Here is a 12,771-nt window from a genome sequence, read left to right as displayed (position 1 = left end):
GGTTTCAGTCCGGTAGTTCGAGGTGTCCGCTGAAGGACACCTCGCCCAGCTCCCGTCCGAGCGTGGCGAAAGAACGTTCGGTGATCGTGAATTCGCCGTTCTCTCGGACCAACAGCACTGTGCTGCATCGGGTTCCGTGATCGGTACTGGGGATGAAGCGCGCCGATACCGTGCGTTCGCGTTCGAGAGGCAGTCCGGTGGAAGGTAATTCGGCGTCGGGCGCGATGGTGCGGTCCGCCAGGACGGTGAGGTAACCGGCCACATCGCCGGGGTCGTTCGCGATGACCGCGCCGAGGTCGCGCAGTCCGTCGCGCACCTTCGGCCACGCCGCTGCGCCGGTGTCGGTGCGAATCGCGTTGTCTCGCACCGTGTTCACCGAACCCAGCAGCGCGCCGTTGGACAGCCCGTGCAAGCCCGGGGGAAGTTCCAGCGGGGTGTGTGAGCTGCGATTGCTGTGCCACCACAGCGTCTGCAGATCCGAGGCGATCAGGTTGTAACCGTTGTAGTCGTCCGGTGCGGCCGCCACCGCGGTGAGGAATTTCTTGGGAGCGATCTCCCCGCGCAGGAAATCCATCAGCAGGGCGCCGCGCGAGCGGACGTCGGCACGATCCTCACCCGGCCCGCGCACATTCGTCACCGCCGCGAACCGATGCGTCCCGCCCAGCAATCCCAGCCACGTCCCGGGAACCGTACCCTTGGCCCCCAGGTCCCGCCCCGCCAGCAATCCGTCCACCTCGGGCCACCACCGCATGGATCCGGTGGCCCGGGTATAGAACTCGTCCCGGTTGGCCGCCACGATCAGCCGATACTGCGGGTGCGCACGCCAGCCCGTCAACACCAAACACATACCTTCAGAATGCCGGACGTTGCCCCGACTCGGTAACCGTGCGGCACCGCCCTTGAACTGCCAATCGGCCGAGCAAGCGGAGGGGCTGCGGCCGGTGTGGAGAAATGCGAGAGGGGCCGGCAGCGGTGTGCTGCCGGCCCCTCTCGGCGGGGATCAGTTGGTGCGCAGACGCAGACCCGGGTTGGCGGACAGGATCGCGCTGACGGGCTGGGCGAACAGCTGGGGGGCGTTGCCGGTGAGGGCGCCGATCAGGTTGGGGATCTCACAGATCGGGTAGTCGGCCACCGACGATGCGCTGGACACGCCCAGCGCCTTCGTGCCGGAGACCAGCGGGCCGCCGGAGTCACCGGGCAGCGCGCAGATGTTCGCGGAGAACGAGTGCTCCAGGTTGTGATCGCCGACCTGGACCTCCTGGTCGACCGCGCTCACCACACCGCAGCTGAAACCGGTGCGCGAACCCGACTTGCAGACCGGTGCGCCGATGACCGGCTGCGCCACGCCGGTGATGGCCAGCGGCGCCCGGCCCGGAACACGAACCAGGTTGTTGCTGAAGCGGTTTCGCGCCGCGCCGTTGATCGTGACGATCGAGTAGTCCTGCGCGCCCAGCACCGACTTCTGGAAGGTGCCCAGCTGCGCGCCCAGGTGCTCGCCCGCCGCGACCTCGTACATGCCCGGCGCGTTCGCGGTGCCGGCGGCGGGGATGTTCGGGTCGCAGTGACCGGCGGTGATGTTGACGACGTTGCCACGGCTGTCGGTGCCGTTGAAACCGGAGGAGCAGATCAGCTGCATCTTGCCCGCGACCGAGGCGTAGGCGTCACCGGCGGCGACCTGGGTGTTCCGCATCTGCCCCGCGACGGCCGAAGCCTTGCTCACATCGGACTGCTGCGGACCGGTCGGCGCGGCGGCCATCACGATCACCCGCGCCGGATCGACGAATCCGGGCATCGGCACTCCGGCCTTGTCGACCCGGACCGCGAGGGCGTTGTTCACGGTGTCGATCACCGCGCCGCGCACCTGCGCCGACACCGACTTGGGCTGTCCGGACAGCCACTGCTGGAAGGCGTTCTTCTCGCTGCGCAGCTGGGTCTCGGTCTTGGCGACCTGCTTGACCTGGTACCCGGCCTTGGTGGCGGCCTTGTCGGCGTCGTCGTGACCGGCGCCGGGAGCCAGCGCGATCACGGCCTTACCGGCGTCGTCCAGCCACGCTCCGGCGAACGTCCGCGGGTACTGCCGCTCCGCGGTGGTGGCGAACGCGCTCACGTGCTGAGCCAGATCGGCCCGGCGCAGGTATTCCTGCGGGGAGATCTTCAGATCCCGATGCACCGCCGTGGCCAGATCGACCGGCAGATTCGGCGTGGGAGCCTTGGCCGGATCCGCGGACGCTGTCGTAGCCAACGGACCCAGAACCAACATCGCCGCCGAGGCGGCGACCGCTGCATTGCGGAAACGGTTGCGCGAGCCAGGTCGGGCAGCGCGCGAGGGCAGGTGGCGTGGCAGGAGCATGTGCCGACTATATGGGTTTCGCACTCTGATGCCTACTTATCACGTGTTTTGATCGGATGCGCGCAGCGCAGGCCGACATCGTTCGGAAGAAATTCACGGACAATACACACTGTCCGGCATTCGGGACTCACCCGGCATTCGGACGGGTCCGAACCGAGATCCCCGACCCGAGCCCGCCGCCGGACCTGGCGTCGATGTCGGCGAGGATCGACCGGATCGGAATGCCCAGCGAAGCCGTGCCGCCGTACTGCGCGAGGTCGATATTGGCTTCCTTGCAGTCCGGTGCGTCGGCCGCGTTCGAACCGCTCGTGATGCCGAGGGCAAGCGTACCGGTCACGATCGCGCCGCCGCTGTCCCCGCCCAGGGTGCACGCCGAACTGGCGAAACCGCGCACGGTCTTGGACTCGCCCTCCGCGGTGTACAGCTGCGTCTCGACCCGGTCCGCGACGACGAAGCCGCAGGTGAACGTGGAGGATTGTCCGGATTTGCACACCGGTGCGCCGGTCACCGGCGCCGCGGTGCCCGTGACGGTCAGCGTGGTGCCGTTCGCGCCGCGCACCGACGGCCGGTCCATCCCGGCCCGCACCGCGCGGTCGGTCAGCTTGATGACCGAGTAGTCCAGGCCGCTGGCACCGCCGAGCTGGGCGTTCACGAAGGAGCCCGCCTGCGGGCTCGACTTCAGATTGCGCGGATCGGGCACCCACACCCCGGCCTGCTGGTTGCCCTTGCCCAGATTCGGATCACAGTGTCCCGCACTGATATTCAGCGCGTTGCCGTGCGAGTCGACGCTGTTGAAACCGAACGAGCACACGTCGACGGTCTTGAGCGCGGAGTCGTTCAGCGAGGTGGGCGCGCTGATGTAGGTGTCCCCGGCCATCGGGTGATGGTCGACCGGGCCGCCGTTGTCGGGGGACAGGATCACCTTCACATTGGCGATCAGCGTCGGCAGGTTCAGCAGATGTCCGGCGGGTGTGTTGGCGACGGTGAGCACCAACTGGCTGTTCAGGAAGTCGATCGCGACGGAGTTGATCGCCGAGGAGACCTGGCGGGGCAGGGTGTTGATCCACTGGGTGAGCTGATCGAGCGAGCCCTCCAGCTTGTCGGCGGAGATCGGGGCCAGTCGCGTCTGATATCCGGCCGAGGACGCGGTGCGGGCCGCCTCGAGCGAGGTGACGGCCATGGTCGGCTTGCCGTCGCGCGTCATCCAGGCGCCGGCGAACTGTTCCGGGTGCGCGGACCGGAACTGGTGGGCGTAGTCGCGCAGTTGCTGGGCCTTGGCGGCGCGCTCGAGGTACTGCGCCGGAGTCATCTTCAGATCGCGCGCGATGGCCTGCACCAGCGACGGCGGTAACTGATCGGCTTTCAGTTGCGTCACCGCAGCGGGTGCGGCGCTGGCGGGTGCGGTACCGAGCAGGGGACTCAAGAGCAGGGTCGAGGCGATTGCGACGGTGGAAGCTTTGACCGTTGCGCGACGGCCCGTCAACTTGCGCATGAAGTCCCTTCGTAGGGCACCCGATTGTGCCGGTAGATCCGAGTGCCGTGTTTCGTTGCGCGACAACGACCCTCGCTCTGCTGCCGACCGCGCCCTCCGGCCGACGCCGGATTATTACGGTCAGCGCATCACTTTAAGGCACAAACGCGCGAAGTTCGCTATGAACCGATCAGGGAATGCCCGCTGAAGGGAAACCGAAGGTCGGCGGCACCGGGAACGTCGAGTACGGGTCGAAAGTGTATGGAAAGTACGGCGATTGAGGGGGCGGGGTGCCCCAGGGGTCGTCGGGGTCGGTCGTGACGCTCGGTTCGGGGGTGGGCGAGGTGTGCGGAGTGGCGGCGGGCGACTTCGTGGTCGGCGGTGGCGGTGGCGCGGTCGAGGTCGGCGGCGGGGCGACGGTGCGTCGCGCCGGAGGCTGCGGGACGATCGTGACCGGGACGCGCCTGGTGGTGACCGGCGGATGCGGCGTCCTGGTGGGCTGATTCGTCGGCGTCAGGTCGGAACGGGCGTCGGGCACCGTCGGCGTCGAGTCGCCGCCGCTGAGCAGCAGCGCCACCACGATGCCGCCGAGCAGCAGGCCGATCGTGGCGGCCGCGGCGATCAGCAGCGGGGTGCGTCGGCCGCCGGAGTCGGGGGGTGCGAGCACCGCCGGAGCCAGCTTGGTCGCGGTCGGCTCCGCGGCCGGGGCGGGCGGCGGTTCGGCGGCGCCGGAGCGGTCGATCGGGATGGCCGCGGAATACGCCTGCGCCACCGGTTCGGCCGCGCGGATCGCGGGCAGGACGTCGGTGGCCTCGAGCGGGTTCTCCGCGGGACGCGGATCCGGCGGGGTGGTGCCCGCCGGAGTGGACAGCACCGCGGTCAGCGCACCCCGTGCGGCCGCGGCGGCGATCTCCCGGCCGGTCCGCGCGTCGGGCAGGATCGCCTCGCTGATCAGCACGACCGACCGCAGGCCCAGATAGTCCAGGGCATCACGCAGTGCCAGCACCTGGGCGGCGGGCCAGTCCGCGGGATGGACGGCGTAGAACTCGGCGGGGCCGCTCAGCTGCGCCGCGGCCAGATCGATCAGGCAGAACAGGGCCGTGGCCAGCAGATCCTCGGCCCGATACGCCTCGCCGTCGTCGACGCTGATCCCGGCCGGGTCGCCGACGGCCGAGGCGAATCCGGTGATGGAATGCGACGGTCCGGCCGGGGGATCCCCGCCCAGTGCGGTGTCGCCGTCGTCGGACATGTGCAGGACCGATTCCCGCACGACGAAGTACGGCTCGGACGCCTCTTCCCCGGGTTCGCCGCCCGCACCGGTGACGATCGCCGCCAGGCATTCGTCGTCGGCGATTCGCAGGCCCACCCCTGTGGCCATCCTCGTTACCTCGCTCTGGTCCATCCCGGGTTCGTGTTCGCACCGGCCTAGACGAGCAGCGAACCGTGCCCCATGGCGCGAAGCATCGACAATAGCTCCGAACGCGACCCGGCTCCGATCCGACGTCGGATCCGCGCGACATGATGCTCCACCGTCTTGGCCGAGATGTACAGCCGAGCGCCGATCTCGCGATAGGTCATCCCGAGTAGGACCAGCTCGGCGACCTCGCGTTCGCGCTCGCTCAGCACCGGGCCCGGCACGGGTGCGGGTTCGGGGCGCTCGGGCTGCGCCGGGACGGCCGGATCGGCCGGGCGCTGCGGCGGGCGGGCGTCGGCGCGGACGGTGCGCGCCAATTTCAGCAGTGCGGTCGAGTCCGCCGGATCCTGGCCCGCCAGCGCCGCCTCGCTGGCCAACCGGGCGGCATCCCAGCTCAGCCCGATCTCGGCGAGTCTGCGCACCGCGGCGGTCACCCGGTCGCGGTCCACCTCGCCGCGCAACACCAGGATCCACGTGCGGCCCGCGTCGGCCAGGACCGCGGCGTGCGGATCGCCGGTCTCGGCGGCGGCCTTGAGCCGATGGGCCGGTGGCAGCAGCTCGTCGGGGCACATCCGGGCGATCGCCGCCTGAATCGCGTACCAGTGGAAGGCATTCGCCCACGCGGGCGGATTACCCAAGCGGCACAACAACTCCCGCGCGCCCTCGACCAGTGCGGCGATCCGGCCCTCGTCGTTCAACCGGATACCGGCCAGCCACAGCTCGCCGATCGGCAACAGCGCCAGCAGGTCCGCGCCGACGTCGTCGAACAGCGGATGGGCGGCCTGCCAGGCCAGGCTCAGCGCCGTGTGGTCGCCGCCGCGCCGGGCCAGCCCGACCCGGACGCCGTGCGCGAGCAGGCGCTCACGCGGTGGGAGTGCGGGAAGATCCAGATCGGCGACGAGCGTCGCGGCTGCCTGTTCGTCGCCGCCGAGCATCGCGATCCATGCCGCCAGGACGTGTTGCGTGTGGGTGGATTTGAACGGGGTGACACCGCTGTGCGGTGAATGTCGCGACGTGGCCGGCATCGGGGTGGGACTGGCGTGCGGCGACGTGGCCGGGGTGTGGTTGTGCGGTGCGTGTGCCGATTCGGGCAGCGGTCGGGCGGAGCTGCCGCGCAGGGCATCCGCGGCTCGCTGCGGTTCGCCCATGCTCAGGCACAGCAGGGTGGCGATGGATGTCGCGGTGTAGGGAACGAAGCGGTCGGGGCCGGGGGAGGCGTTGTCGGCGCGGGCGGCCTGGATGAGTGCGGACGCGGCGGAAACCGCTGCGGCGCGGTCGGATTCGCCGATCGTCCGAGCGAGGGCGTCGGCGACCAGGCCCGAGCGGGTGGCGGCCTCGGTCGGCGGCCACAGATCCGCCGAGGCCGAGAACGCGGCGGCGGCCTCGGGGTCGCCGGACAGGTACAGCACGCTCGCTCCCAGGGCCCAATCGACGCCCACCCGTTCCGGCCCGAGCCAGGTGTACAGCCGCGCGGCGCGTCCCGCGAGCCCGCGCCGGGTCCACACTCCGGCGCAGATCCGAACGGCCGCGGTTAGATCCGAGCGCGCTGCGGCCGGATCGCCGAGGATCGGTTCGGCCAGCCGCAGTGCGGTGTCTCCGTCACCGGTGCGGGCGGCGGCCTCGGCCCAGCGGATCGCGATGGATCGCCGGTCCGCGCCGCTGCGTTCGGCGGCGGCGTAATAGCGGACCGCCTCGTCGCCTGCGTTTTCGGCTGCGGCGCAAAGGAATTCGGACAGTCGGGCGTCGTGGACGCCGGATTCGGCGAGCAGCAGGGCGGTGTGATCACGCAGCAGCCCGGCATCCAGGCGGGCCTGTAGCAGCCGACGCTGCACGGCCAGGAAGCGGCGGTCGCCGACCAGCGTGCGCAGCGGGGCCACCGCCGCGTCCAGCAGCAGATCGGCGTCGGTCACCAGTGCCGTCGAACGTGCGCGATCGATGAGATCCCTTGCGGTGGAATAGTTCGTGCCCAGGATCTCGGTGAGTTCGTCGGGGTCGAGGCCGGTGCCGGTGGTGGCGACGACGAAGACGTCCAGCAGATCGGGATCGGTATCCTCGAGCATCGAGCGCGCCCAGCCGGTGACGGCGCGGTCGACCGCGGCGATGCCCGCGTCGAGGCGGGTGGCGCTGGCCGCGGACAGCGTGGCGACCACGCCGCCGTGGATTCCGCCGGTCCGGCGGTGCACGTGTTCGACGATCGCGCGCGGGGTCATCATGCCCAGTTCGCGCGCGAAGGGGGCGATATCGCTGACGCCGAGCGGGCGCAGGTCGGTCACCCGGCCGCGGCGGGACACCGCGTCGGTGAGGGTGCGCAGGGCGCTGTCGTGCGGGCGGGGGCGGGCCGCGACGATGATCGTGCCGCAGTCCGAACCGATTGCGGCGCTGAGCTTTTCCAGTTCTACCGGGTCGAGGGTGTGCGCGTCGTCCAGGATCAGCACGGGCCGGGCGCCGGGCGCCAGTGCCTCGGTGACGGTGTCGCAGGTGGGGATGCCGCGGGCGCGCAGGCGCGTGCGGACCGCGCCGAGCAGGGTGGATTTGCCCGTCGCCGCGCGTCCCCGGATCAGGTGGACGAACTCACCGTCACCGGATTCCAGTTCGCGCAGGATATCTCGTGCTCCGGGCAGCGATTCGACCGCGACGGCAGGATTTCCGGCCACCGATATTACCTCACTTACCCGTCTGCGGGAGTATCCGTCCCGGTGCCTGCAGTACCGTGCCGAGAGCATTGCCCGCCTGGTTCAGCGGATTGGTGCCGGAATTGCCCAGTGGCGCACTGGGAACGGTGGGTGCGGCCGGGACCGTCGGAGCGGCGGGCTGCTGGATCGCCGGGACCGTGATCACCGTGACCGGTTGTTGCGCCGCGGTATTCGGTGATTGAGTCGAATTCGACTGGGCTGCAGAGGATTTCGACTGTGCAGCGGCCGTGCCTGCCACGGGTGCGGCGGTCGCCGAGGTGGGGGCGACTCCGTTCCGCGTGGTGGCCGAATTCGCCGCCGGGGCCGCGGATGCGACATCTCCGCCCGATGCCTCGCCGGGCGCCGAGGCGCCCGAGTGTGCGTTGCCGGTCGTACTGGTCACGGCCGCGGGCGAACTCGTCGTCGGGGTGGTGGTGCCCAGTGCGAGCGTCCCGGTGGCCAGCGCCACTGCCGCGATGGCCGCGGCGGCGGCCAGGATCACCCGTCGGCGCGAGCTGGGCCGGTCGGGTGCGGGGTCTTGTGGAAGTTCGGGTAGGACAGGTGTTTTCGTAGCCGCGGGGATGTCCGGGACGGCGTCGGCCGACCGCTCGGGCGCGCGTTGCGCGGCAGTGTCGCGCGGGATCTCCGAAACCGCCGAATCCGCGAGCAGTTCGGCCGCCAGCAGTGCCGCGCCCGAAGCGCTGGTGTGCGCCGGATCGTCGGCGGCGACCACCGGAACGCCGAATTCGGTCGAGATCAGCTCGGTGACCAGAGGAATCGATGCGCCGCCGCCGGTGAGCAGGATGCGGCCGACCGAATCGCGGTCCACGCCGGCCCGGCGCATCGCCTCGTCGATCACTTGCAGCGTGGCCAGCAGGTGCTGCCGAAGCAGATCCTCGAGTTCGTCGCGGACCAGGCGGACGTCTCGGGTGCTACCCGGCAGCCGGACCGGAACCGACGTGGCGGTATTTCCGGACAGCACCTCTTTGGCATTTCCACTGTGCTGTCGGATAACGGCCAATTCCTGCTCGATCGCCGGATCGAAAGGGTCGAAATCGTTATCGCACACGGCATTTGCCAGCACATAGCGCATGATCAGTAGATCGAATTCGTCACCGGAGACCGCGGTGGAGTGCAGCGATTCGCCGCGGGGCCCGCCGTCGGGTCCGGTGTCGACAACCGAGACGGTCACGCCGGTCGCGCCCAGGTCGTACACCACCACCGTCGTGTCGTCGGCGATGTCGTGTGTGGTCTCGAGCCAGCGCACGGCCGCCGAGGGCTCCGGGACCAGGACGACGTTGCTCAGACCCGCGCGATCGAGTGCGTCGCGCTGGGCCCGCACCGCGTGCGGCGACCACCAGGCGGGGAACGCGGCCACGGTGCTCGCGGGTCCGATATCGCGCACCGCCGCGGCGATGGTTTCGGCGAGCAGATCGGCCGGGGCGAGGGCACGGCCGTCGTCGGTGCGGATGTCCACCGGATCCCCGACCCGCGCGGGCAGTGTGCGCGCCAGCTCCGGCGCCAGACCGGGTGCGGTCGGCCGGGTGCGGACGGTGAAGCCGTTCGCCCGGCCGGAATCCGGCGCGAGCACGGCCACCGTCTGTGACGACCCGGCGGTGATGCCGAGCGTCAGGTCCTGAGTCATGCGAGAACCCCTGTCTCGTTCTGAACACGCGGTGCGTGAATCGGCGAGTGCTGCGGTCTGCCGACCTAACGAACCTTTCGGTTGCTGGGGTGTCCCCGTTACCGGTGGTCGGGTAATTGCGGGGAAATTCCCCTAATGCGGGACATACCCCCAACGGGACCGGTCTCGATATCAGGGGGTTTCACCCCGTTTCGCGTTGTCGCCGAGGTTTCTAGCGTCGATGGCAATTCACACCGCGGATCGTCAGTGTCCGCCGACCCGGGAGACGCGATGACCCCCAACGCCATTCTCGAATTCATCCTCGCCCTGCTCCGCGACCACGAGGCCGCCACGGGCTACTGCATCAACCCCACCGAGGCCCTCACCGCCGCAGGCCTGGGCGCGGTCACCCCCGAGGACATAGCCGCCGTAGCCCCCATGGTCGCCGAATCGGCCCTGGTCGCCGGAGGCGATCAGCTCGCGGCGATCGTCGCTGCGGGTTCCGGAGGCCAGGCCGGCGCAAGCCTCGGTGCCGGTGCCGGTGCCGGTGCCGGGGTTGGGGTTGGTGGTGGCGTTGGAGCCGGGGGTGGTGCTGGTGTGGGACTAGGGGCCGGTGCGGGATTGGGTGCCGGTGGGGGATTGGGTACCGGTATCGGACTCGGCACGGGATTGGGCGGTGCTCTTGGCACAGGTGCTGATCTCGGCGCGGAACTCGGTGCCGGTGTCGGAGCAGGCCTGGGTCTCGGCACCGCTGCCGGCGCCGCGGCCGGGCTCGGCGCTGAAGCCGCACTCGAAGCCGGAGCAGCCGCGGCCGCCCTCGGCCTGGCAGCCGCATCAGCCGCAACCACCACCACCCAACAACTGGGCCTCGGCGCGAACACCGTCCTGGAAACCGCCGCCGACCTCGCCACTCGAGCAGAATCCGACCTGACCTCAGCAACCAACCTGGCCACAACCCTGGCACCCACCGGAACCCTGAACGCCGCCCTGGAGTCGGCTACCAACCTTGGCGGTGAGTTGGGTGCTGGTTTGGAGTCGGTCGCCAACCTCGGCGGTGAGTTGGGTGCTGGTCTGGACTCGGCCACCAACCTCGGCGGTGCGCTGAGTGCCGGCCTGGAGTCGGTTGCCGGCTTGGGTACCGGGGTGAGCGCTGAACTCGGCACCGGCCTGGGGTCTGCCGTAGGTCTCGGCGCAGGCCTGGAGTCCGCTGCCGGGGTAGGCGCGGAACTGGGCGCGCTGGAGTCCGCTGCAAACCTGGGCGGTGAGCTCGGTGCCGGCTTGGCATCGGCTGCGGGGTTGGGTGCTGGTTCGGAGTCGGTCGCCGACCTCGGCGGTGCGCTGAGTGCGGGCCTGGAGTCGGTTGCCGGCTCGGGTACCGGGTTGAGTGGTGAACTGGGTACCGCTCTGGGGTCTGCCGCCGGTCTCGGTGCCGGCCTGGAGTCGGGTGCCGGGTTGGGCGCGGAACTGGGCGCGAGTCTGGGCTCTGCCGTTGACCTGGGTACTGAGCTCAGCGCAGGTCTCGGGTCCGCTGCGAGCCTGAGCTCGGCTGCTGAGTCGGCCACCGAATTGGTTACGGGTGTGGAATCTGCCGCGGGTCTTGGCGCGGCTGCGGGACTGGGGACCGAGCTGAGTGCCGGTCTCGAGTCGGCTGCGGGCCTGGGCGCAGGTATCGAATCGGCCGCAACGCTGGGGACGGAACTCGCGAGCGGGCTCGATGCGGCCGCCGGTGCCGGGGCAGCTGCGACCACCGCGGTCACAGCCGGTCTGACCAGCGGAGTCGGAGCGTTGGTTGCCGGGGCTGCGGGGCTCGGCGATGCGGTGAACGGAACCGCCGGTGTGATGGGCGATCTTCAAGGGGTGGCCGAGGCCGCCGCCGCCCCGATCGGCGCGGGCACGAACGTGACTTTCGACGCCGCAGGTCGGGCGGTCGCCGACGCGGCGAGTGCATTGAATACGGGACTGGGCGCGGAGGCGAGCGCATCGACCACCGGTCTGACCACGGCCGCCGGTGATCTCGCCGGGCTGGGGGCGCGGATCGGAACGGGGGTGGCGACCGGGCTCTCGTCGGAGCTCGGTGGTGCTGTGAGTGCCGGGAGCGATCTGTCCACAGGCCTGTCGGCTGCGGCGGATTCGGTACTTCAGGCTGGTGGTGATCTGTCCACAACCTTGTCCTCGAGTGGAGAGTCGGTCTTGTCGGTCGGGACGGGCCTGTCGTCCGGTGTGGATTCGGCGGTGCAGGCCGGTACCGAGTTGTCCACAGCGCTGTCGTCCGGAATGGGTTCGGTGCTGTCCGCCAATGGCGATCTGTCCTCGGCATTGGCGGCGGGCGCGGATTCGGCGGTTGCCGCGGGCACGAACCTGTCGACGGCTGCGAATTCGGTGGTGCAGGCCGGGAGCGGTCTATCCACAACGTTGTCGTCGGGTGCGGATTCGGTGTCGCAGGCCGGAGACGGTCTGTCGACATCGGTTGCGGCGGGCGTGGATTCGGGGCTGTCGGCGGGGGCCGGGGGCGCCACGAGTTTGTCGACGGTTGCTGAGTCGGGGGTGCAGGCGGGGAGTGGGCTTTCGACGACGTTGTCGTCGGGGGTCGATTCGGCGCTGCGTGTGGGAAGCGGGTTGTCCACGACGTTGTCGACCGGTGCCGATTCGGCCGCGCAGGCTGGAAGTGGTTTGTCCACAACGCTTTCGACCGGAGGGGATTCGGCTGTTCATGCTGGGAGTGATTTGTCCACAGTTGTGTCGGCGGGGGTGAATTCGGCGGTTTCGGCTGGGACGGGGTTGTCCACCGGGGTGTCGGGGGCCGGTGGGGCGGCTGTGCACAGCGGTGGAGATTTGGGGGTGTCCGATGCGGCGGTGCATACCGGGACGGGGCTCGAATCCGGGGTCGGGGCGAGTGTGGGCGGGGTGGCCGACAGCGCGGTGCACAGTGCGTTGGGGGTCGGTGGTGAACTCGGCGGCACCCCCTCGGCGGCGGCGAATCCCTGGGCGAGTGTGGATGTTTCGCACGCGTTCGGGAATGGGGTGGACTCGGCTCTGGGGGCCGCGACGCACAGCACGATCGACAGCACGCTGAGCGCCGGGGGGAACGGTTCGCTCGGGGGCGGGCTGGACGGCACGGCGCATACGGCGGGTGCTGGATTGTTCGGCGATACCAACGCTGCCACGACCACCGAGACGCATGCGGGTGTGGATATCACCGGCGGATTGCTGCACTGAGCGGAATGAGGTAAGGAAAGAGGA

At 70.0% G+C, this 12,771-nt stretch carries 7 protein-coding genes; 1 reads left to right on the top strand and 6 read right to left on the bottom strand.

What is annotated here, in order from left to right:
* Nucleotides 1-4: 4 nt before the first annotated feature.
* From NM2_RS20925 to NM2_RS20900, 6 genes are all read right to left on the bottom strand, one after another.
* Entirely contained in the window at nucleotides 5-847 is an 843-nt protein-coding gene (locus NM2_RS20925; RefSeq protein WP_067671333.1) for an NRDE family protein, read from the bottom strand.
* A 153-nt stretch (nucleotides 848-1,000) separates the two neighbouring features.
* Complete coding sequence (locus tag NM2_RS20920) at nucleotides 1,001-2,350, bottom strand: S1 family peptidase (RefSeq protein ID WP_067671329.1); 1,350 nt, start codon at nucleotides 2,348-2,350, stop codon at nucleotides 1,001-1,003.
* Nucleotides 2,351-2,477: 127 nt separating this feature from the next.
* On the bottom strand, nucleotides 2,478-3,842 hold the full coding sequence (locus tag NM2_RS20915; protein WP_067671326.1) for a S1 family peptidase: 1,365 nt from the start codon (nucleotides 3,840-3,842) through the stop codon (nucleotides 2,478-2,480).
* A 169-nt stretch (nucleotides 3,843-4,011) separates the two neighbouring features.
* Entirely contained in the window at nucleotides 4,012-5,199 is a 1,188-nt protein-coding gene (locus NM2_RS20910) for an Hsp70 family protein (protein WP_174575659.1), read from the bottom strand.
* Between the two features lie 47 nt (nucleotides 5,200-5,246).
* Nucleotides 5,247-7,889: a LuxR C-terminal-related transcriptional regulator gene (locus tag NM2_RS20905; protein WP_245718142.1), complete on the bottom strand. Its 2,643-nt coding sequence runs from the start codon at nucleotides 7,887-7,889 to the stop codon at nucleotides 5,247-5,249.
* Nucleotides 7,890-7,899: 10 nt separating this feature from the next.
* Entirely contained in the window at nucleotides 7,900-9,552 is a 1,653-nt protein-coding gene (locus tag NM2_RS20900) for an Hsp70 family protein (RefSeq protein WP_067671320.1), read from the bottom strand.
* 270 nt (nucleotides 9,553-9,822) lie between these two features.
* Between NM2_RS20900 and NM2_RS20895 the strand changes: the two genes are divergently transcribed.
* Entirely contained in the window at nucleotides 9,823-12,747 is a 2,925-nt protein-coding gene (locus tag NM2_RS20895; RefSeq protein WP_157121209.1) for an IniB N-terminal domain-containing protein, read from the top strand.
* Nucleotides 12,748-12,771: the final 24 nt, after the last annotated feature.

Origin of the sequence: Nocardia miyunensis NBRC 108239, from assembly GCF_001613065.1 — a bacterium.
GTDB classification, from domain to species: domain Bacteria; phylum Actinomycetota; class Actinomycetes; order Mycobacteriales; family Mycobacteriaceae; genus Nocardia; species Nocardia miyunensis.
Note: the sequence above shows the minus strand (reverse complement) of the source record. Positions and strands in the feature narration are given on the sequence as shown.